21 protein-coding genes are annotated in these 20,758 nt (G+C 73.8%); 16 read left to right on the forward strand and 5 right to left on the reverse strand.

Annotated features, from left to right (window positions below; translation table 11 throughout):
• Nucleotides 1-17 precede the first annotated feature (17 nt).
• The 15 genes from MTP10_RS29760 (at nucleotide 18) to MTP10_RS29830 (ending at nucleotide 13,183) form a co-directional block, all read left to right on the forward strand.
• Nucleotides 18-281, forward strand: coding sequence for a hypothetical protein (locus tag MTP10_RS29760; RefSeq protein ID WP_310713237.1), 264 nt, complete (start codon nucleotides 18-20; stop codon nucleotides 279-281).
• Complete coding sequence (locus MTP10_RS29765) at nucleotides 278-1,045, forward strand: nitroreductase family protein (RefSeq protein ID WP_310713238.1); 768 nt, start codon at nucleotides 278-280, stop codon at nucleotides 1,043-1,045. The genes MTP10_RS29760 and MTP10_RS29765 overlap by 4 nt, the downstream gene beginning before the upstream one ends.
• Complete coding sequence (locus MTP10_RS29770) at nucleotides 1,042-2,289, forward strand: NAD(P)/FAD-dependent oxidoreductase (RefSeq protein WP_310713239.1); 1,248 nt, start codon at nucleotides 1,042-1,044, stop codon at nucleotides 2,287-2,289. The genes MTP10_RS29765 and MTP10_RS29770 overlap by 4 nt, the downstream gene beginning before the upstream one ends.
• Nucleotides 2,286-3,155: an alpha/beta fold hydrolase gene (locus tag MTP10_RS29775; RefSeq protein ID WP_310713240.1), complete on the forward strand. Its 870-nt coding sequence runs from the start codon at nucleotides 2,286-2,288 to the stop codon at nucleotides 3,153-3,155. Before MTP10_RS29770 ends, MTP10_RS29775 begins: the two co-directional genes overlap by 4 nt.
• A gap of 80 nt (nucleotides 3,156-3,235) precedes the next feature.
• Entirely contained in the window at nucleotides 3,236-4,141 is a 906-nt protein-coding gene (locus MTP10_RS29780; RefSeq protein WP_310713241.1) for an ACP S-malonyltransferase, read from the forward strand.
• Nucleotides 4,138-4,572, forward strand: coding sequence for a phosphopantetheinyl transferase (locus MTP10_RS29785; RefSeq protein ID WP_310713242.1), 435 nt, complete (start codon nucleotides 4,138-4,140; stop codon nucleotides 4,570-4,572). Before MTP10_RS29780 ends, MTP10_RS29785 begins: the two co-directional genes overlap by 4 nt.
• Before the next feature lies 1 nt (nucleotide 4,573).
• The gene (locus MTP10_RS29790) at nucleotides 4,574-5,461 is read left to right on the forward strand and encodes an ester cyclase (RefSeq protein ID WP_310713243.1); all 888 of its coding nucleotides are present in this window, start codon (nucleotides 4,574-4,576) and stop codon (nucleotides 5,459-5,461) included.
• A 29-nt stretch (nucleotides 5,462-5,490) separates the two neighbouring features.
• Nucleotides 5,491-6,345, forward strand: a complete 855-nt coding sequence (locus MTP10_RS29795; protein WP_310713244.1) for an alpha/beta hydrolase — start codon at nucleotides 5,491-5,493, stop codon at nucleotides 6,343-6,345.
• Nucleotides 6,342-6,872, forward strand: a complete 531-nt coding sequence (locus MTP10_RS29800; RefSeq protein WP_310713245.1) for a 4'-phosphopantetheinyl transferase superfamily protein — start codon at nucleotides 6,342-6,344, stop codon at nucleotides 6,870-6,872. The genes MTP10_RS29795 and MTP10_RS29800 overlap by 4 nt, the downstream gene beginning before the upstream one ends.
• An 11-nt stretch (nucleotides 6,873-6,883) precedes the next feature.
• On the forward strand, nucleotides 6,884-7,912 hold the full coding sequence (locus MTP10_RS29805) for a right-handed parallel beta-helix repeat-containing protein (protein WP_310713246.1): 1,029 nt from the start codon (nucleotides 6,884-6,886) through the stop codon (nucleotides 7,910-7,912).
• Nucleotides 7,909-8,853 carry an ABC transporter ATP-binding protein gene (locus tag MTP10_RS29810; RefSeq protein ID WP_310713247.1) on the forward strand — a complete coding sequence of 315 codons (945 nt, stop codon included), beginning with the start codon at nucleotides 7,909-7,911 and terminating at the stop codon, nucleotides 8,851-8,853. The genes MTP10_RS29805 and MTP10_RS29810 overlap by 4 nt, the downstream gene beginning before the upstream one ends.
• 26 nt (nucleotides 8,854-8,879) lie before the next feature.
• Nucleotides 8,880-10,058 (forward strand): ABC transporter permease, encoded by a 1,179-nt coding sequence (locus tag MTP10_RS29815; RefSeq protein ID WP_310713248.1) that lies wholly within the window; start codon nucleotides 8,880-8,882, stop codon nucleotides 10,056-10,058.
• Nucleotides 10,055-11,239 carry an ABC transporter permease gene (locus MTP10_RS29820; protein WP_310713250.1) on the forward strand — a complete coding sequence of 395 codons (1,185 nt, stop codon included), beginning with the start codon at nucleotides 10,055-10,057 and terminating at the stop codon, nucleotides 11,237-11,239. Before MTP10_RS29815 ends, MTP10_RS29820 begins: the two co-directional genes overlap by 4 nt.
• A gap of 41 nt (nucleotides 11,240-11,280) precedes the next feature.
• Nucleotides 11,281-12,159 carry a glucose-1-phosphate thymidylyltransferase RfbA gene (gene rfbA, locus MTP10_RS29825; RefSeq protein WP_310713251.1) on the forward strand — a complete coding sequence of 293 codons (879 nt, stop codon included), beginning with the start codon at nucleotides 11,281-11,283 and terminating at the stop codon, nucleotides 12,157-12,159.
• Between the two features lie 22 nt (nucleotides 12,160-12,181).
• Complete coding sequence (locus MTP10_RS29830; protein ID WP_310713252.1) at nucleotides 12,182-13,183, forward strand: hypothetical protein; 1,002 nt, start codon at nucleotides 12,182-12,184, stop codon at nucleotides 13,181-13,183.
• Nucleotides 13,184-13,204: 21 nt separating this feature from the next.
• On the opposite strand, the gene MTP10_RS29835 is transcribed toward MTP10_RS29830, so the two are convergent.
• From MTP10_RS29835 to MTP10_RS29845, 3 genes are all read right to left on the reverse strand, one after another.
• On the reverse strand, nucleotides 13,205-14,374 hold the full coding sequence (locus MTP10_RS29835) for a cysteine desulfurase family protein (protein ID WP_310713254.1): 1,170 nt from the start codon (nucleotides 14,372-14,374) through the stop codon (nucleotides 13,205-13,207).
• Between the two features lie 6 nt (nucleotides 14,375-14,380).
• Nucleotides 14,381-15,283 (reverse strand): LPD16 domain-containing protein, encoded by a 903-nt coding sequence (locus tag MTP10_RS29840; RefSeq protein ID WP_310713257.1) that lies wholly within the window; start codon nucleotides 15,281-15,283, stop codon nucleotides 14,381-14,383.
• A 79-nt stretch (nucleotides 15,284-15,362) separates the two neighbouring features.
• Nucleotides 15,363-17,105 (reverse strand): condensation domain-containing protein, encoded by a 1,743-nt coding sequence (locus MTP10_RS29845; RefSeq protein ID WP_310713431.1) that lies wholly within the window; start codon nucleotides 17,103-17,105, stop codon nucleotides 15,363-15,365.
• A gap of 212 nt (nucleotides 17,106-17,317) precedes the next feature.
• On the opposite strand from MTP10_RS29845, the gene MTP10_RS29850 reads away from it, so the two are divergent.
• Nucleotides 17,318-17,575 carry a phosphopantetheine-binding protein gene (locus MTP10_RS29850; protein ID WP_310713259.1) on the forward strand — a complete coding sequence of 86 codons (258 nt, stop codon included), beginning with the start codon at nucleotides 17,318-17,320 and terminating at the stop codon, nucleotides 17,573-17,575.
• 68 nt (nucleotides 17,576-17,643) lie between these two features.
• Here the strand turns inward: MTP10_RS29850 and MTP10_RS29855 are convergent, their stop codons facing one another.
• Nucleotides 17,644-19,200 (reverse strand): amino acid adenylation domain-containing protein, encoded by a 1,557-nt coding sequence (locus MTP10_RS29855; RefSeq protein ID WP_310713261.1) that lies wholly within the window; start codon nucleotides 19,198-19,200, stop codon nucleotides 17,644-17,646.
• 33 nt (nucleotides 19,201-19,233) lie between these two features.
• A complete protein-coding gene (locus MTP10_RS29860; protein ID WP_310713262.1) occupies nucleotides 19,234-20,628 on the reverse strand; it encodes a condensation domain-containing protein in 1,395 nt (464 codons plus the stop codon).
• Between the last annotated feature and the right edge of the window lie 130 nt (nucleotides 20,629-20,758).

Below are 20,758 nucleotides of genomic sequence, written 5' to 3' on the forward strand. Positions count from 1 at the left end.
GAAAGACATGAAGGTGCGTGTCACAACTCCGGTTGGCGTCGGCCTCCACCGCGCTGGCCGGCGACTGCCAGGCCGCCACCGGCGCCATGAACATCGCCCTCGGCGCCCTCGCCGTCCGCGACGGCGTCGCCCCCGCGCTGACCGGCCTCGCCGACCCGCTCGCCGGCGACCTCACCGCGTACGTGACCAAACCGGGCCTGGACGGTCCGGTGGAGCGGGCGCTGGCGCTCACGGCGGCACCCGGCTCGGTCCGCGGCGCGGTCCTCCTGGGGTTGGCGTGAACGGCCCGCCCGCCTCCGCGGCGCTCCCAGGACACCTCACCGGCCTGCCGTTCGACGTCGCCGAGACCGACCGGCTGCTGACCACCACCCGGTCCGTGCGCCGCCGCCTCGACGTGGAGCGGCCCGTGCCCCGCGAGGTGGTGCAGGAGGCGCTGGAGGTCGCCGTGCAGGCGCCCACCGCCAACAACCACCAGAACTGGCGGTGGCTCGTCATCAGCGACGCCGCCGTCAAGCAGGAGCTGGCCGGGATGATCCAGTCGTCCTGGACGTTCCACCGCAACGACATGTGGACCAACGCCGGCCGCCGCCGCAACGACGCCCAGGCGCGCCGCAACTACGCCTCCGCGCAGGCGCTGACAGAGACCATCGCGGCGGTGCCGATCCTCGTCATCCCGTGCGTCCTCGGCCGCCCGCCCGACATCACGGCCATCAACGAGGCCTGGCGCAGGCGGATGTCCGACAAGGTCGCCGAGGACCCGGGCCACCAGGTCCAGCACGGCGAGACGCGGGCCAGCATCTTCTACGGCTCGATCTTCCCGGCCATCTGGTCCTTCCAGCTCGCGCTGCGCAGCCGCGGGCTCGGCAGCACGATCACCTGCCTGCACGTCCCGCACGAGCGGCAGGTCGCGCGGATGCTCGGCATCCCCTCGGGGGTGACCCAGGTGTGCATGATCCCCGTCGCGTACACCGTGGGCACCGACTTCCGCCCCGCAGAGCGCTACAGCGCCAAGGAACGCACCTACTGGGAGAGGTGGGGGATGTGACCGTACGACCCGAGCAGCCCGACGTCGTCATCGTCGGAGGCGGCATCTCCGGGGCGTCCGCGGCGTGCCGGCTCGCCGCGGGCGGCCTGTCCGTGGTGCTGCTGGAGAAGCAGGACGCCTACAAGGACCTCGTGCGCGGCGAGTGGCTCGCGCCCTGGGGCATCCGGGAGGCCCAGCGCCTCGGCGTCTACGACTGCTTCTCGGCCGGCGGCGCCTGGGAGATCCGCGAGTGGATGACCTGGGACGAGGCCGTGACCGACGACGAGGTCGAGGCCGTGGACATGACCAGGTTCATCCCCGGCATCGGCGGGCCGATGTCGTTCCCGCACCACGCGGTGTGCGAGCTGATGGCCGAGCAGGCCGTGGCGAGCGGCGCCCGGCTGGTGATGGACGCCTCCCGCATCGGCGTCACCGCCGGCACGCCGCCCGTGGTGACGTACCGGACGCCCGACGGCGACCACGAGCTGCGGCCCCGCCTGGTGATCGGCGCCACCGGCCGCGGCTGCACCGTCGGCCGCCAGGTCGGCATCACCATGAGCAACTCCATGCACCACTGGGGCGGCGGCATGATGGTGGAGGGCATGGCGGGCTGGCCGCCCGACGTGCAGGCCATGGGCACCGAGGGCGACGTCATGTTCATGGTGTTCCCCCAGGGCTACGGCCGGGCCCGCCTCTACCTGAACTTCCCCACGGTCAACAAGCACCGCTACCGGGGGCCGGGCGGCGTCGAGCGGTTCCTCGCCGCGTTCGAGCTGAACTGCCTGCCCGACCGCGGCAAGGCCGTCACCGAGGCGATCCCGGCCGGACCGCTGTCGGTGTGGCCGTCCGTGTCCAGCGTGCCCGAGGGGCCGCCGCTGGCCGAGGGCGTCGTGCTCATCGGCGACGAGGCCGGCAACGCCGACACGGTCCTCGGCACCGGCCTGTCGTGCGCCATGCGCGACTCGCGGACCGTCTGCGAGATCCTGCTCGCCTCCGACGACTGGTCGCACGAGGCGTTCGCCCCGTACGTGAAGGAGCGCGAGTTCCGCCTGGAACGGCTGGACTTCGGCGCCTCCATCATCAGCAGGCTGCACGTCGAGTTCGGGCCCGCGGCGGTCGAGCGGCGCCGCCGCGTCCGCAGGCTGATGGCGAAGAACTTCGCCGCCCAGGTGACGGGGCTGCTCAACATGGTCGCCCCGGAGGACGTACCGGAGTTCGGCTTCAGCGAGTTCTTCGCTGAGCGGCTGTTCAGGGAGACGGCATGACCGAGAAGAAGACCGTACACATCAACGGTGTCGACATCGCCTACGTCGACGAGGGCGAGGGCGACCCCGTCATCCTGCTGCACGGCTTCCCCGACTCCTCCTACCTGTGGCGGCATCAGATCCCGGCGCTGGTCGAGGGCGGGTTCCGGGTCATCGCGCCCGACCTGCGCGGCTTCGGCGACTCCGGCAAGCCGCAGGAGATCGAGGCGTACGGCATGCAGACGATCGTCAACGACGTCGTCGCCCTCACCATGCAGCTCGGCGTCAAGCGGCCGCACATCGTCGGCCACGACTGGGGCGCGGCCATCGCCTGGATGTACGCCTTCATGATGCCGCGCCGGCTCGACCACCTCGTCGTGCTGTCCGTCGGGCACCCCGGCGTCTTCGCCACCCCGTCGATCGAGCAGCGGGCGGCGTCCTGGTACATGCTCTTCTACCAGTTCCCCGGGGTCAGCGAGGAGCTGCTGCGCCGCAACGGCTGGCGGCTGTTCAAGGAGATCATGGGGCGGGACGGCGACTACGACCGCTACCTGCGCGACCTGGCCCGGCCCGGCGCGCTGACCGCCGGGCTCAACTGGTACCGCGCCAACCGCTCGCCCGCCTCCGAGCTGCGGCCCGCCCGCCCGTTCCCGCCGGTGCTCGCGCCCACCCTGGGCATCTGGGGCGCCGGTGACAAGGCGCTGCTGGAGGAGGGCATGACGGGCTCCGGCAAGTTCGTCAAGGGGCCGTGGCGCTACGAGCGCGTCGAGGACGCCGGGCACTGGCTGCCGCTCGACGCGCCCGACGAGGTGAACAAGCTGCTGCTCGGCTTCCTCGGCACGGAGCGGCCCGCCCACGAGGAGCGGCGGCCCCGGCGCCGGTTGTAGCCGGCGACCGGCTCGTGGAGCGACTGGCCTGTTGATGTGGCCGGCTGGTGGAACGGCCGGCCCGTGAAGGGAGCGACGTCATGCTGGGCTACCTCTTCCCCGGGCAGGGGACGGTGCGAGTCGGCATGGGCGCGTGGCTGCGCCGCCGGCCGGCCGCGCGCGACCGGCTGGAGGAGGTGGACGCGCTGCTGTCGCGCCCCATCTCGCCGCTGTGCGCGCGGGGGCCGCTCGACCGGCTGGTCGCCACGGAGCACGCGCAGATCGCGGTCACGGCCTGCAACCTCGCGGCGCTCGCCGTCCTGGAGGAGGAGGGCTACGAGCCCGCGATCGTGGCCGGGCACAGCGTCGGCGAGCTGACCGCGCTGCACGCGGCCGGCGTCCTGGGGCTGGCCGACACGGTCCGCCTGGTCGAGACCCGGTCCCGGCTCATGGCCTCGGTCGGCGTCATCGGCGGGATGCGGGCCGTGATGGGCCTGCCCGTGGAGGACGTCGAGGCCCTCGCCGCCGCGGCCTCCGCGCCGGGCGAGCCGGCCGTCGTCGGGCTGGAGAACGCCCCGGGCCACGTCGTGGTCTCGGGCGCGCTGCCGGCGCTCGACCGGCTGACGGAGCTCGCCACGGCGGCCAGCAAGATCGTGCCGCTCTCGGTGGGCAACGCCTTCCACTCGCCGCTCATGGGGCCCGCGGTGGCGGGGTGGGCGGCGGCGGTGGCGGCCGTGCCGATGCGGGAGCCGCGGGTTCCCGTCGTCCCCAACGTCACGGGCGAGCCCACCACGGACCTGGGCACGCTCCGGGAGGCGCTGGTGGCCCAGCTCACCGGGCGGGTCCGGTGGACGCGCACGATCGCCGCGGTGGACGCCACGGCCTCGGGCGTGGAGGTCGGCGACAGCAAGGTCCTCACGGGCCTGTCGCGGCGCGCGGAGGCGCGCTGCCTCAGCATGGCCGACCCGGCCACCCTGCGCCGCCTGGCCAAGGCGGTGGCGGCATGACGGGCGGCGGCCCCCTCCGGTGGGGGAGCGCGCTGGTCGGCTTCGCGGGGCTCACCCGGCCGCAGGAGCTCGTCGGCGCGATGCCGCTGGACGAGGTCTACACGGCCGCCGAGCGCGTCCGGTCCGGCGGCGCCACCGTGCAGCACTGGGCGGGCCGGCTGGCGGGCAAGCGGGCGGTCCTTCGCCTGCTCGGCCTGGCGCCCACGGCCGCGCGTCTCGGCCAGGTCGAGGTGCTGCCCCGGCCCACCGCGGCCTGCCGCGCGACGGCCGCGTGCCGCGACGGCCACCCGCCGGCCGTACGCCTGGCACCGGCGCTGGCCGAGCTGGTACGGCCGGACGGCCGCGTCCGCGTCTCCATCAGCCACACGGACCGGCGGGCGCTGGCCATGGCGATCTGCTCCACCCGCCTCCCCGAGGACGAGGAGACCTGACATGACCGCCCAACCCCCCACTCCTGCCCCTGAAGCCGCCGCGGACGTGCGGAAGGCGGCGGAGGCGCATCTGGACGCGTGGCGGGCCGGTGACGCCGGGGCCGTGGCGGCGGCGGTGGCCACCTACGAGGACCCCGACTCCGGCGGCGCGCTGGCCGGCGCTGCGCTCGCCGAGCACGTGACCCGGACGACGGCCCGCTTCCGTAACGCGCGCTTCGCCGTGGACCGCGTGACCGGCGACGCCGACGCGGCCACCGTCTCCTGGACGCTGCTGGCCGACCACCGCGAGTCCTACCTCGGCATGCCCGCCACCGGCGGCGCCGTCACCGTGAGCGGCGCCGACCTGGTCACCCGGGACGAGCGCGGAGTCCACGTGCGCCGGCTCTTCGACCGGCTCGCCCTGGCCGAGGCGCTCGGCTACACGGCCCGGTTCGTGCCCGGGGCGGACGAGGCCCGGGAGTTCGGGGTCAGCGCCCGCGCCGCCACCGGCCGCACCGACAAGCCGGGCGCGCTCGTGCTGACCTGGCTGGAGATCCGCGACGACGCCGAGGCCGCCGACGTGGACCTGCTCAGCGTGGAGATCGTCAAGTCGCTGCGGTCCTCGAAGGGGTTCCTCGGCGTGACCACGTTCGACATCGGCGCCCGCAAGTTCACGCTGAGCGCCTTCGACCGGCCCGAGTCGCTGCGCGCGGTCCACGCCCGGCCGCACCAGCGGGCCATGCGCCGCTTCTTCAAGGGCGGACTGTGCACACGGGTGCACACCAGCGTCTGGTACCCCGCCACCATCCGCGACTACGCCCGCTGCCCCGCCTGCGGAACGGTCGTGGCGGCGGGCAAGGACGCGGCCTGCGCGTGCGGATGGGCGCCGGAGGACGCGTCCACGCTGTGATCCACCCTCGCGAACCACGGGAGCACCTGATGATCGACTTCACCGCCGAGTACAGGATCGGCGACAGGACCGGCTCCGTCCCGGAGCCGCCCGGCGACGCCGGGCACGCCGCCGGCGGGCTCAGGGGCGGCGGCGACGGCAGGCCCGCGGTGGCGTTCATGTCCGCGCTGTTCGCGGGCGGCTGGATCTGGGAGCACCCGTACCGGCGCCTCGGGGCGGCCGGGTGGCCGGTGATCCGTACGCACGAGGCGATCTGCGCCCTCGACCGGCAGGTGGCCGGGTCGATCGAGCAGCTCGGCGACGCGCTGCTGCGCGCCTGCGACGCCGCCGGAGCGGACGACGTCATCGTCTGCGCCAACTCCCTCGGCGGTCTCGTCGCCATCGACCTGGCGGGCCGGTACCCCGACCGGGTCCGGGGCATCGTCGTGAGCGGCGCGCCCGGCCTCACCGCCGACCCCGACGTCGGGCTCAGCTTCGACCGGCGGGGCAGCGTGCGGCCGTTCGGCGACGAGTTCGGCGAGCGGATGGTGGCCGCGCTCTTCCACGGCGGTCGCAGCCTGTTCTCCGACGAGCGGATGTCCGAGGTGGGCGAGATGCTGCGCCGCCCCGAGGCCATGGTGAGCATGGCGCGCAGCCTCAAGGCCACCCGCCGCTACTCGGTGCGGCCCGCGATGGACAAGGTGCGGTGCCCGTCCCTGTACGCCTGGGGGCGGCACGACCGGATGACGCCCGTGGACCCGTGGCTGGAGCTGCTGGCCGACTACCCGGGCAACGAGGTGCTGGTCGTGGAGGGCAGCGGGCACATCCCGATGGTCGAGCGGGCCGAGGAGTACACCGGGGCCCTGGAGTCCTTCGTGACGCGCTGCGCGGGTGCCCTGGCATGAGCACCGTCGTCGCCCCCGCCGCCCTTCCCCGGGCCGCCGCGCCCGCTCCCGGCGAGCCGGCCGTGCTCCTCGGCGTGGACATCGTGGAGGCCGGGCGGCTGGCGCGGGCGGTGGAGCGGGGCGGCGAGGTGTTCGCGCGGCACGTCACCACCGCGGCCGAGCGGGAGGCCGCCCCCGAGGCTCCGGCGTTCGCCGTCAAGGAGTGCCTGATCAAGGCGGTCGGCGGGCGGGCGACGGGGTTCGCGTGGCACGACTTCGAGGCGGTGGCCGCGGCGCCGGACGCCTGGGCGCTCCGCCTGCTGGACGAGGCCGCCGCCGAGCTGGCCGCCTCGACCGGCGTCCGGCTGGACGGGTGCGCCGCGTACGCGGTCCGCGGCGCCTCCCGCGACGCGGCCCTGCAGCGCCTCCATCGGGGCGAGCCCGCCGAGGTGGCCGGGGTGGCTCGGTGGGGGAGCGGGGGCGGGTTGTCCGCAGCGCTGGCGATCGTCTACGTCGACAGGAAGGGAAGTGCCCGATGTCCCAGGTGAGGACGGCCCAGGTGAGGACGGTAAGACCGGGGGAGTCGATCCAGCGGGCGCTGGACGAGGCCGGTCCGGGAGCGAGCGTCGTGCTGACGGAGGGCACGTACACCGAGAGCGTGTGGATCCGGCACGGCGGCGTGTCGCTGACCGGCGCCGGCCCCGGCCGGACCGTGCTGGCGCCCGGCGGCGGCGTCCCGGCGGACGTGCCGAGGCTGCACGACGCCACCGAGGACGTCGTCAGCGGCGTCACCGTCTTCGGCGACGCGGTCGCGGGCGTGCGCGTCGAGGGGCTGACCGTCGCCGGGTTCACCGGCGCCGGCGTTTACGCGCACTCGGCCGCCGGGGTGAGCGTCCGCGACGTGGAGGCCCGCGGCAACGCCGTCTGGGGTGTCTACCTGCGGGAGTCCAGCGGCTGCGAGGTGACCGGCTGCCGCGCCTCCGGCAGCCAGTACGGCGGCGTCGCGCTGAGCTTCTGCCCTGACTCGGACGGCTTGGTCGCGGACAACGAGACCACCGCCAACGCCTTCGGGATCTTCATCGACAACTCGTCGGGCGCCCAGGTGGTGCGCAACGACTGCCACGGCAACGCGATCGGCATGCTCCTGCTCAACCAGGTGTACGAGGGCGAGCCGGCGGGCGGCGTCCGGGACTGCCTGGTGGCGGGCAACGACCTGCACGGCAACGACCTGGCAGCCGGGGCGGAGCCCGACGGGCTGGGCGCGGCCGGGCCGCCCATCTCCGGTGTCGGCCTCGCGCTCATCGGCACGCATCGGGTCACCGTCGTCGACAACCACATCCACGACAACCACCCGAGCGGCGAGTCCGTCATGGGCGCGGGCTTCGTCATCGGCTCCTCCAAGGACTGGGGCGGCGACGACGCCCTGGACAACCACGTCCTGTGGAACCGGATCACCGGCAACACCCCGCTCGACTTCCAGCTCGGCGCGGACCTGGCCCGGCAGACCTGCGCCGGGAACGTGGCCGGCAAGGGCGACCCGGCCGAGCTCCTGGACCGCGACGACGCCGCCGGGGGGTGGCGCCGATGACCGCGCCGGCCGCCCTGTCCTGCCAGGGGTTGAGCAAGCGCTACGGCGACGTCGTCGCCGTCGAGGACGTCGGCTTCGCCATCGCGCCCGGCCAGGCGTACGGGCTGCTGGGCCCCAACGGCGCCGGCAAGACCACCACGATCTCCATGCTCGTCGGCCTGCTGCGCCCCGACTCCGGCACCGTGCTGGTCGGCGGCGTGGACCTGGCGGCCGAACCGACCCGCGCCAAGGCGAGGATCGGGTACGTCCCCCAGGAGATCGCCCTCTACCCGGAGCTGACCGGCCGGGAGAACCTGCGCTTCTTCGGCCGCCTGTTCGGCCTGTCGCGCCGGCGGCTGGCGGCCCGCATCGACGAGGTGCTCGGCCTCATCGGCCTGACCGACCGGGCCGACACGAAGCTCAGCACGTACTCCGGAGGCATGAAGCGCCGCATCAACATCGGCGCCGCGCTGCTGCACCGGCCCGAGGTGCTGATCCTGGACGAGCCGACCGTCGGCGTCGACCCGCAGAGCCGCAAGGCCATCCTCGACGGCGTGGAGCGCCTGGTCCAGGACGGCATGGCGCTGCTGTACACCTCCCACTACATGGAGGAGATCGAGCGCGTCTGCGACCGCGCGGCGATCATCGACCACGGCCGGATCATCGCCGACGGCACCCGCCACGAGCTGGTCTCCCTGGTCGGCAGCGCCGACAAGGTGGAGCTGGTGCTCGACGGGGACGTGGAGACGGCCTTCGCCAAGCTGCGCGCCGTCGAGGGCGTGGTCGAGGCGGCCCGGACGGGCGCCTCGTCGGTACGGCTGATCGCCGAGGGCGGCAGGTACCTGCTGCCGGCCCTGATCACCGCGGTGGAGGGCAGCGCCACCGTCACGGCCACCCAGGTCATCGAGCCCGACCTGGAGGCCACATTCCTGCACCTCACCGGCAGCACACTCAGGGACTGACGATGGGGTCGGAAAGGGGACGGGCCATGTGGCGGGCGATGTGGACGGTGAGCGCGCTGGAGCTGCGCGCCCGGTTGCGCGACGGCACGGCGATCGTGATCGCGCTGATCGTGCCGGTGACGCTGGCGACCCTGTTCGGCCTCGCCCTGGGCGGCGACGACCCGCCGCTCAAGGCCACGGTGGGCTTCGTGGACCTGGACGGCGGCGAGTTCCCGGCGAGCGTGCGGCGCGAGGTGCTGGCCGCCAAGGAGCTGAAGGGCTCCGTGACGCTGCGCGACCTGCCGAGCAGGGACGAGGCCCGGCGGGCGCTGGACTCGGGCGCCATCGGGTCGGCGATCGTGTTCCCGGCCGGGTTCAGTCAGAGCGTGGGAGCCGGCAAGGGGGGCGACGTGGCGGTGCTGAAGACGCCCGAGTCGCCGCTGGCCGGGGTGGTGGCGGGGGCCATCGTGGACCGCATCTCGGCCGTGGTGGACGCCCGCACCCTGGCCGTACGGGCCGTGCTGCGCGCCGGGGTGCCCGGTGACCAGGTCAAGGAGCTGGTGGAGCGGAACGGCGCGGCCGGTGCCGCCCTCAGCCTGGCCGACGACCCGCTGGCCGGCGGCAAGATCGACCTGTCGGTCTACTACGGCTCCGGCATGGCGGCGCTGTTCGCGTTCTTCGTCGTGGGGGCGTCGTTCCGTGGGCTGCTGACCGAGCGGAAGCTCGGCACGCTCGACCGGATCCGCGCGGCCCCGGTCGCGGCCTGGGTGCCGGTCGCCGGCAAGGCCGTGGTCGGCTTCGCGCTGGCCGTCGTCGGGGTGTTCCTCAACTGGGGCGCCTCGGTGCTCATCTTCGGCTCCACGTGGGGCGACCCGGCGGCCGTGGCCGTGGTGCTGGTCACGCACGTGCTGGCCGCCGCGGCGATCACCATGCTGGTGACCAGCCGGGTCAGGACCGACGCCCAGGCCGACGGCGTGATCATGGTCGTGTCGTTCGTGATGGCGTTCTTCGGCGGCAGCCTGGTGCCGATCTACAACCTGCCCGGCGCGCTCCAGACGGTCGCGCTGCTCACCCCGAACGGCTGGACGTCCAAGGCGCTGACCGAGCTGGCCGGCTCGGGCGCGGGCCTCGCGGCCGTGGCCCTCCCGGTGGGCGTGCTGTGCGGGATCGCGCTGGCGGCGGGCGGCCTCGCCGTCCTCGGCTTCCGGAGAGGACTGCTGTTATGACCCCCGTGGACGTGCCCGTGGAGGCCGAGAAGCTGCGGCCGCGGCCCGTGCTGGCGCTCGTGGCCGCGAACCTGCGCCGCCACACCCGCGACCGCGTCGGCCTGTTCTTCATGGTCGTCATGCCGTTCGTCTCCATCGTCTTCGTCGGCATGGCGCTCGGCGGCGGCACGGCGGGCTCGTCCCGGCTGCCGGTCGGCGTGGTCGCCGAGGACTCCGGACCGGTGACGACCGCGCTGCTGGCCGAGCTGCGCCGCCACCCCGACCTGGAGGTCACCACCATGACCTCGGCCGCCGACCTGCGCTCCGGCGTGCGGGAGGGCTCGCTCGCGGCGGGCCTGGTCATCCCGGCCGGCTCCACGAAGCTGGACCTGGTCGTCACCGAGACCAACGGCAGCGGCATGGCCGCCCGCAGCGCCATCGACGTCGCCGTGGGCAAGGTCGCCGCCGTCGAGGAGGCCACCCGCGCCGCCAGGACCGCGGGCGCCACCCCGGAGCAGGCCGCCCAATACGTACGGCAGGCGCAGGCCGAGTCCGGCCGCGTCGCCGTGACCGACAGCTCCACCTCGGCCGGCGACCCCCGCGGCTTCGCCTACACCGCCCCCGCGAACCTGCTGCTGTTCACCTTCATCAACTCCATGGCCGTGGCCGCCGCGCTGGTGGAGAGCCGCCGGCTCGGCATGCTCCAGCGGGCGCTGACCGCCCCCGTGCGGCGGCGGTCGGTGCTGCTCGGCGAGGCGCTGAGCCGGTTCCTCGTGGCCATCGCGCAGGCCACGCTGATCATGGTGGTGAGCTCGCTCGCGTTCGGCGTCCGCTGGGGCGACCCGCTCGGAGTGGCGGCGGTCGTGGGGACGTTCGCGCTGGTCGCGACCGGCGCGGCGATCCTCGTCGGTACGCTGCTGCGCACCCCCGACCAGGCCCCGGCCATCGGGCCGCCGCTCGGCGTCGTGCTCGGCATGCTGGGCGGCTGCCTGTGGCCGCGGGAGTCCTCGGGCGACCTGATCAACGCCGTCGGTCACCTCTTCCCGCACGCGTGGGGGATGGACGCGCTGCTGGCGCTGGCCGTGCCCGGCACGGGCATCGGCGCGGTGCTGCCGCAGCTCGCCGTGCTCGCCGGGATGGCCGTCCTGCTGTTGGGCGCCTCCCTCGTCCTGTTCAGCCGCCGCACCCGGGCCCTGGGGTGAGCGCCATGCGCGACGTACCGCACCGACCACAAGGGGGACACATGAAGGGCATCTTGCTCGCCGGGGGCAGGGGCACGCGGCTGCTGCCCACGACGCTGGCGGTGTCCAAGCAGTTGCTGCCGGTCAACGACAAGCCGCTCATCTACTTCCCGCTCTCGGTGCTGATGCTGGCCGAGATCCGGGACATCCTGGTCATCTCCACGCCCGAGGACCTGCCGCAGATCCGCCGCCTGCTCGGCGACGGCTCCCACCTCGGGCTGCGCATCACCTACACCGAGCAGGACGAGCCGAACGGCATCGCCGAGGCGCTCGTCATCGGGGCCGACCACATCGGCGACGACTCGGTGGCCCTCATCCTCGGCGACAACGTCTTCCACGGCTACTCCTTCCAGGAGATCCTCCGCCAGGAGTGCCGCGACATCGACGGCTGCGTGCTGTTCGGCTACCCGGTGCGCGACCCGGAGAGGTACGGCATCGCCGAGACCGACGCGGACGGCCGGTTGCTGTCCGTCGAGGAGAAGCCCGCGGCGCCCCGCTCCAACCGGGCGGTCGTCGGCTTCTACCTGTACGACAACGAGGCGGTCGACATCGCCAAGAACCTCTCCCCGTCGGCGCGCGGCGAGCTGGAGATCACCGACGTCAACCGCGCCTACCTGGAGCGGGGCCGGGCGAAGCTGGTCGACCTCGGCCGGGGCTTCGCCTGGCTCGACGCCGGCACCCCGGAGTCGCTGCTCCAGGCCGGGCAGTACGTCCAGCTCCTGGAGCAGCGGCAGGGCGTCCGGATCGCGTGCCTGGAGGAGATCGCCCTGCGGATGGGCTACATCGACGCGGCGGCCTGCCACCGGCTGGGCGTCGAGCTGGAGAAGTCGGCCTACGGCCAGTACGTGATCTCCGTGGCGGAGCAGTTCGCCGCCCGGTGACTCGTGAGCAAGGAGGCAAGCCATGACCATGACAGCACTGTTCACCGGCCGTTCGGCGGCCGGCGGCGACCATGTGACGGACGTGTACCGCTACGCCGCCCGCAAGGGCGCGATCGAGACGGTCGAGGCGGCGGCCGAGGACCTCGGCCTGGCCGTGCGCGAGGTGCGCGAGGCGGTGGAGCACCTGGTGGAGAGCCGGCTGCTCCGCATCGACGACAACGCGGGCCTGCGGTTCGTGCCCGTGGACCCGGAGCTGGCCGCGGCCTCCCTGGTGTCCTCGGTCGAGCGGGAGATCTACCAGCGGCGCGAGCTGATCGACCAGATCAGGGAGCGGATCGGGGTGTTCCAGCAGGACTACCCCGCGGTGGAGGCGGGCACCGCGCCGCGCGCCGTGGACTACCTGGTGGGCTCCATGGAGGTGCGCGGCTTCCTGAAGACGGCCGGCGACGCCTGCCGCGACGAAGTGCTGGTGCTCCAGGCGTCCGGCGGCGTGACCGGCGACCTGTCGGAGACGTTCCTCACGCTGCTGGCGCGGGGAGTGGTGGTGCGCATCATCTGCCAGCACCGCAACCGCGGGGACGTGTCCACCCGGATGCGGATGAAGCGGCTGACCGATGCCGGCGCCGTCGTCTACACGCTGAGCCACATCCCGCGCTCGGCGGTGGTCTTCGACCGGTCGCTGGTCGTCATGTTCGGGGCGAACGGCGAGGAGGCGAACGTGGCGCGGGTGCGCGACCACGGCATCGCGCAGTTCTTCCTCGACCTGTTCAACCACCTGTGGGAGATGGCCACCCCGCTGGAGGGCATCGAGTTCGGCTACGCCGACGTGGCCGACGACCTCCAGCAGGCCATCGCCGCGCTGATGGCCAAGGGCTACACCGACGAGGTGGTGGCCAGGAAGCTCGGCATGTCGGTCCGGAGCTGCCGCCGGCACATCGCCTCGCTGATGCGCGACCTGGAGGCGACGAGCAGGTTCCAGGCGGGGGTGGCGGCGGCCAGGAGCTTCCTGCGCAACGCCGGCTGACCGCCACCCGTGGAACAGATCTCAGACGACCTGGTGACCGCGCATCGCGGCGGCCACCCCGGCCAGCCCCCGGGCCCGCTCGACGACCGTCTCGACGCCGGCCACCAGGTCCTCGTACGGCATCCGCGGGTCCAGGCAGATCCGGACGGAGCTGTTGGCGTCCTCCGCCTCCACCCCGATGGCGGTCAGCACGTACGACGGCTCCTGGGAGCCGGAGTTGCACGCCGACCCGGTGGACAGCGCGACCGTGGTCAGGCTGGAGACCAGGCTTTCGCCGCGTACCCCCGGCAGGACCACGTTCAGCACGTGCGGCACGCCGCCCCGGGGGTCGCCGTTGAGCCGCGCGCCGGGGATGCCCGCGAGGAGGATGTCCAGCGCCGTCGCGCGCAGCTCGCGCACCCGCCGCAGATCCGCCTCGGCCCGCGCCAGCGCCAGCTCCGCCGCCTTCCCCATGCCCACCACGAGGTGGGTGGGGATCGTGCCGCTGCGCAGCTCGTACTGCCCGCCGCCGAACATCACCGGCCGCAGCCGGTGCCGGATCTCCGGCCGGACGTACAGGGCGCCGACGCCCTTCGGGCCGCGCAGCTTGTGCGCCGACAGCGACAGCAGGTCGATCTCCGCCTCGCGCACGGCGACGGGCACCCGGCCGGCCGCCTGCGCCGCGTCCACGTGCAGCAGGGCGCCCACGTCGTGGCAGATCGAGGCCATCGCGTGGACCGGCTGCACGGTGCCGATCTCGCTGTTCACCCACGCGGCGGTGGCCACGCGCGTGTGCAGGTCGAGCAGCTCGGCCAGGTGCACCAGGTCCACCTGGCCGTCCCGGCCGACCCGCACGGTCCGCGCGTCCACGCCGCGGGCCGCCAGCGCGCGCCCGATCGACAGCGACGACTTGTGGTCGGTCGGGCAGAACACCCCGTTGACCGGCGCCCGGTCGTCGTGGCCGAACGCGCCCAGCAGCGCGATGTTGTTGCTCTCGGTCGCGCCGGAGGTGAACAGCACCGCGTCCGGGTCGGCCCCGATCAGCCGCGCCACCGACTCGGCCGCCGCGTCCACGGCCCGGCGGGCCCGCTTGCCGAGCACGTGCGGCGACGACGGGTTGCCGAACTCCTCACGCAGGTACGGCAGCATCGCGTCCAGCACCTCGTCGTCGACGCGGGTCGTGGCGCAGCCGTCCAGGTAGATGACCTTCATGGCGCGTCAGCTCCTCAGGGTGCTGACCGTGACGAGCTTGGCGTAGATCTCGTCGGTGGACGTCTCGCCGCTGCCGCCCGGGTCGGCGATGACCACGCGCATGTCCGGCAGGCCGTACAGGTTGAGCGCGATGTCCACGCCCGTCTGGACCGGCATGAGGCACTCGCCGGGCGCGAAGATCAGCAGGTTGCGGTAGCCGGCCTTGTGGACCTCCGACACCATCTCGGTGATCTCGCCCGCGCAGCCGGTGATGCCGCAACTGATCAGCGTGCGGTAGTTGCCGTCGGCGTCCACGAACGCCACCTCGGCGTCGCGCCGCCCGGAGCCGCCGGCGGGGTCGAGGTAGCGCTTCTCCAGCAGCCCCTGCTTGACGAACTTGTCGGCGGCCTTCTGGAAGCGGTACTTCAGCCACGTCTCGGGGAAGGCGAGATGGTGCTTGCGGCTCGGCAGCACCAGCTCCGCCGGCAGGCCGTAGTCGCACAGCGCCTTCTCGTACGAGGTCGGCAGCGTGGTGAACCGCTCGAAGAACTCGGCCCGCAGCTCGCCGGCCGGGCGGTCGTGGGCCGGCACGTACTGCCAGTCGTTGATCAGCAGCAGCAGCCGGCCGGAGACCCCCGCCTCGGCGTACTCGCCGAGCAGGTCGAGCGACAGCTCCCAGGTGTAGCCGGGGAAGATGCCGACGCGGCCGGCGACGCGGCGGCGCATGGTCTCGTCCTTCTGCTCCTCGACGACGCCCGGCACGAGCCGGCCGGTGGCCTCGTCCTCGAACAGCATGAAGTGCCCGCCCATGACGACGAGGTCGCCGAGCTCGGAGGCGGGCAGCTCGTGGGCGATCGCGTCCCGGAGCTCCTGCTCGGAGGCGACCAGCCGGTGGGTCTTGGTCACTCGGTCGGTGACGGCGTGGTTCATCGAAACTCCTTGAGGCTGAGGCTTCAGTCCTGGGGGGAAGCCGGACACCATCTCCGGGCCTTCAGGCAGGGGGAGATGGTCAAGGCTTCACTCCGAGGCGCATGAGATCTGATGGACGGTGGTCATCCGCGAGCGGCCGGATCGGGACGAGCAGGCCGGCGAGGACGCCGAGCGGGACCGGTCCGGCGAGCTGCTGGAGGGTCAGGCCCTCCCAGCCGCTCTCGCGCAGCTCGGCCAGCACCCGGGGGATGCGCAGGGCGCGGCCTCCGGCGAGGGTGTAGCTGTCGGAGAGGTCGAGAGGGGGCAGCGCGTGGACGAGCCGCACGGCGCCGGCGAGCGCGCGGGCGGCCTCATCGGCCGGGGCGCGGTCCCAGGAGGGAAGCGCGGCCGTCCCAGGAGCGGCCACCAGGGGCGGATCGGGCAGCCCGGCCAGCCGGGCCACGTCACCGAGGCGGGGACCAGCCGTCGCACTGTCGTCGCAGGCGAGGATCAGGGCCTCGTGGCCGCGCAGGAACGCCTCCACGGCCGCGCCGTCCATGACCGCGGACGACGCCTGGAGGGACACGGCGACCGCGTCGCGCCACTCGTCCACCCGCAGGTACGTCTCGGACCCGGCGTGCGCCCACGCCTCCGGCACCGGATGCCAGGCGACGGCGGTGCGCCGGCCCCCGTAGTCCTTGGTGCGCTGCTTGATGAAGTTGACCTCCGAGCCGAGGCGCACCGCCTGGCCACGCCGCGAGCCCTCCCGGGACACCAGCTCGGTCACCTCGTCGTAGGGGAGGTAGGAGTGCTCCTTGGCCCGCTCGAAGGCGGCCGCCACCCGGGCGAGCAGCTCGGCGAACGTGGGATCGCCGGAGCAGTCCACCCGCACCAGCGTCGGCGAGAACATGCAGGTCAGGACGTCCGGGTACGGGTGGGACTCGCGGTTGCTGACGAACGACAGGAGGCCGGCGGAGTCAAGGCCGGTGTAGGCGGCGGTCAGCGCGGTGTGGGCGGCCAGGTGGACCAGCGACGGCCACACGCCGTACCGGGCGGCGACCCGCCGGGTGGCCTCCAGCAGGGAGGGGGAGGTCAGCGTCGCGTGCCTGGCCGGCGGCTCATCGGTCGCACCCGGGCCGTCCCGGAGCGCGGCGAAGGGGTCCCGGCCCGCGCCTTCCCGTCGGCGCGCGCCTTCCCGGCGGCGTGCGGCGAAGGGGTCCGAGGGGAGCGCGGCGACCTGCTCCTGCCAGTACGCGACGGAGCGGGCGGCCACCACGGTGGCGTCGGCCGACGTCTCGTGACGGGCCAGGTCCGACGGCCGGTGGCGGACCGGCATGAGCGTGGCGGGCCGGCGCGCGGCCAGACCGGCGGCCTGCGTGCGCAGCTCCCGCTTCAGCTCGCCCAGCGTCCACACGTCCACCGCCAGGTGGTTGAGCACCACGACGGCGCGCTTGGCCACTCCGCCCGCCGTGATGACGACCGCCCGGACGGGCCACTCGCCGGCCAGGTCGAACGGCCGCGTGCTCAGCTCCTCGATCACCTCGGCGGGCGCGGCGGTGCCGTCCCGCTCCGCGGTGACCTCCATGACCTTCAGGGCGCCCGGCGGGTGGATCCGCTGCACGGGCCCGGTCCCGGGCTCTCCGGCGTCGAGGTGGTACGTGGTCCGCAGCGTCTCGTGCCGGCGGACCAGAGAGGTGATCATCGCGCGGCAGTGGGCGAGCGTCACACCGGGGGGCACGTCGAAGGTGAGGACGACGTGCGTCTCGTGCTGGTGCCCGGGCGGGAGCTGGTGGACGCGCAGCCACATGTAGCGCTGCCCCCAGCACAGGTTCGCGGATCTCACAGTGGACAACTCGGCCTCCACCGCCGGCGATAGTCGGACTACCGAACAAACCGAGGATTGGCTTTTCCTGGGACCGTGACAAGCGGTCCGCGCTGGCATGTTGGGCGCGCCACAAGCTGCCAGCGTGCTCTTTCCCGGCCTTCTTGACCGCTGCTCCGCCATTCCCCGAAGCTTTGTATGAATGGATTTTTCTGGCAGATCGGCGGATGACGATGTCTGAAATTCCGAACCAGTTCCAGAGCCTTCTGCGCGCGCACCTGCCGTACGCGGACGCGGCGGAGCTCTCCGCCCGGGACGAGCTCGCCGGTCTCGGCCTCGACTCGATGGGCGTCGTGCGGCTGCTGGTCGACATCGAGAACGGCTACGCGGTCGAGCTGCCCGACGAGATCCTGGACGAGACGACGTTCGCCACGGTCGGCTCGCTCTGGCAGGCGCTGACCACGCTCCCGGCGTTCCCGCCGGTCCACTGACGCACGGATGTCAGAAGGGCGGGGGCCGGTTTCGCCGGCCCCCGCCCTCTCCCGTTCCAGGCTCCTTTTCAGGCCTTCAGGGTTGTGGCCAGCGCGCGGCGGTCCACCTTCCCGTTGGCGTTGAGCGGCAGCTCGCCCAGCACGGTCACCGCGCGCGGCACCATGTAGCCCGGCAGCACCTCGGCGACGCCCTTGACCAGCGCCACCGGGTCGAGCGCCGTCCCGGTGCAGGCGGCCTCCAGCTCCAGCTCGCCGTCCGCCCCGGGCAGCGCCAGGACCACTGCCTCGTCCACTCCGGGCCTGGCCCGCAGGGCGGCCTCCACCTCGCCCAGCTCGACCCGGTGCCCTGAGATCTTCACCTGCTGGTCCAGCCGCCCGAGGTGGACGAGCAGCCCGTCGCGCCAGGCGACCCGGTCGCCGGTGCGGTACCAGAGCTCGCCGGCCATGGTGGCGGCGGCCGGGGCGGGCACCGCACGGACGCCGTCGAAGGCGACGAAGCGGCCCTCGTTGACCTCCGGGTCCGTGTACCCCGGGAAGCGCTGCGGGCCGCGCAGGCACAGCTCGCCCTCCGCCGCCGGCCGGCCGTCCGCGTCCAGCACCACGTGCTCCACCCCCCGGTACGGCAGGCCGATCGGCACGGTGCCGTTGGGCGTCTCCGGCCAGCGGGTCCGGTCGGCGGGCAGGCGGTACTCGGCGCAGGAGATGGTCAGCTCCGTCGGGCCGTACAGGTTCTCCAGCACGCTGTGCGGCGCCGCCTCCCGCCACGCGTCCGCCTGCCGCAGCGTCAGCGGCTCGCCGCAGAACAGGCTCCAGCGCAGCGACGGCATCGAGCCCGGGGCCAGCCGGCGCAGGCGCAGCGCCAGCGAGACCACCGACGGCACCGAGAACCAGTGCGTCAGCCGCTCCCTGGCCACGAACGCCACCGGCTTGAGCAGGTCGTACCGGCTCGGGACGACGAGCGTCGCCCCGCCGCCCCAGGTGGCGAACATGTCGAAGACCGACAGGTCGAAGGTCAGGTCGAACGTCTGCGACGTCCGGTCGCCCGGCCCCAGCCCGTAGCGGGGGACGACGTGCGACAGGTACGCGCCGACGGAGCGGTGGCGCAGCGGCACACCCTTGGGCGCGCCGGTCGAGCCCGAGGTGAACAGGACATAGGCGAGCCCGTCCACCCCGTCCGGCGGCGCCAGCGGCTCCGCCCGGTCGCCGCCCGGGTCGTCCAGGGTGACGGCGAGCGTTCGCGAGGGGAACGGCGGCAGCGGGCCGCGGGCGGCGTCGGCCAGGACGACGTCCAGGCGGGCGGCCCGGGCGACGGCGAGGTTGCGCGCCGCGGGCATGGCGGGGTTGAGGGGGACCGCGGTGGCGCCGATCCGCTGGACGGCCAGGTACCCGGCGTAGGCCAGGGTGTCGCGGGCCGCGTACAGGCCGACCCGCGACGGGCGCCCGCCGGGGCAGGACGCCAGGATCCGCGCGGCCAGGCGCGCCGCCAGGTCGTCCAGCTCGGCGTAGGTGTGGCGGGCGCCGCCCGCCTCCAGCGCCACCCGGTCGCCGAAGCGCGCCACCGAGCCGGCGAACCACTGGTGAAGGGTGCGTTCCACGCGGGTGCGTTCCACAAGGGTGCGTTCCACAGTCGTCTCCATGGTCGTCCCGGGCCCCCGGGACTACCCGGGGTGCCGCGGCGGGTCGGGGAGGTCGCGGGGGAAGAGCGACGGCGGGAGGTCCTGCCCGGAGCGGCCGGAGCCCTCCCACAGGTCGGCCAGCCGCCGGTCAGGGTCGGCGACGGCGAGCTGGGTGCCCAGCGCGAGCGTCCGCATGATGTCCACCATCGCCTCCGCGGGCAGGACGTCCGGGTCCGCCAGCATGAGCACGCTGGTACGGCCCCCCTGCACCGCCACCCGCACCCGGAACGCCTGCCCGTACTGCTGCGCCAGCGGCGTCCAGGCCAGCTCCGCCGGGCTCTGGTCGGCCGGGTCCGAGGGACGGCGGTCCACCTGGATGTAGTTGAACCAGGCCCGGAACAGGTGGTTGACCCAGCAGTCGTGCCCCGGGTCCCGGCCGGTCCTGGCCGCGTCGCCCGCGGCCAGCTCGGCGACGCGGTCGAAGTCGTAGCAGGAGTACCGGTACGACTTCGCGCCCGCCCAGTGCAGCCGCCTGATGTGCTCGGCGAGCGTGGCGCCGGGGTCCACGCCGGTGACGAAGGGGATGAGCTGGTTCATCGTGCCCACGTTGTGCTGGTCCTCCTGGGCGAACCGGTTGGAGGACATCAGGCTCATCGTCACCCGGTCGGTGCCCAGGTGGCGGGCCAGCCCGGCGGCGATGAACGCCATGACCACGGCCGGCGCGGTGACCCCGTGCCGGCGACCCGCCTCCGCCGCGAGCCCGCCGAGCCGCCGCGAGTGCAGCGTGAGCTCCAGCCGGTTGCGCTTGACGCGGGCCGGCAGCGTGGGCAGCCGGTCCATGAGCCCCTCGGCCAGCACGTCCTGCCAGTACCGCTCGGAGCTCTCCTGCCGGGGCCGCCACGCCTCCTCCCGCTGCCGCCGCGCCAGCTCGCGCGGGGCGAGGCCCCTCGCGGCCGTGGCGTCCGGGTCGGCCACCAGCGCCTTGAACTGGTCCTGCAGGTGGTGGATCGACCACAGGTCGAGGATGAGATGGGAGAAGGCCAGGCTGATGTAGAGGGGCGCGCCGTCGGGGGAGCGGACCAGCCGGCCCCGCCAGTTCAGGTCGCCGCTCATGGCGAACGGCCGCGCCACCAGCTCCGCCTTCGTCTGCTCGTGCTCGGCGGGGTCGGTGACGACCCGGTCCACCGTCTCGACGGGCAGCGGCGCGTCGTCGTGGACCACCTGGACCGGCCGGTCGCCGCCCGGACGGTAGGTCGTCCGCAGCGCCTCGTGCCGGTCGGCCAGCCGCCGCAGGGCGGTCGTGACCTGCCCGTTCGACAGGCCGCGCAGGTCCCATGTCGTCGCCAGGTTCGCCTCGTGCAGCCAGTCCTCCGGATACCGCTCGATCTCACGCCAGCTGAAGAGCTGGCCGTTGCTGAGAGGCGCCTCGACGGACATGTGGTCTCCTCCCGGCGGCTTTCTCCGTCCGTCATTCATTGCGCGGGCGAACGTCCGGGGTCAAGGCCGGCGGGGGTGGCCGGCGCTGGCCACTAATGGCGGCCACAAGGTGCCAGTCGGCGACCGTGTC

It is taken from the genome of Nonomuraea sp. 3-1Str (assembly GCF_031570565.1).
In the GTDB taxonomy this organism is placed as follows: domain Bacteria; phylum Actinomycetota; class Actinomycetes; order Streptosporangiales; family Streptosporangiaceae; genus Nonomuraea.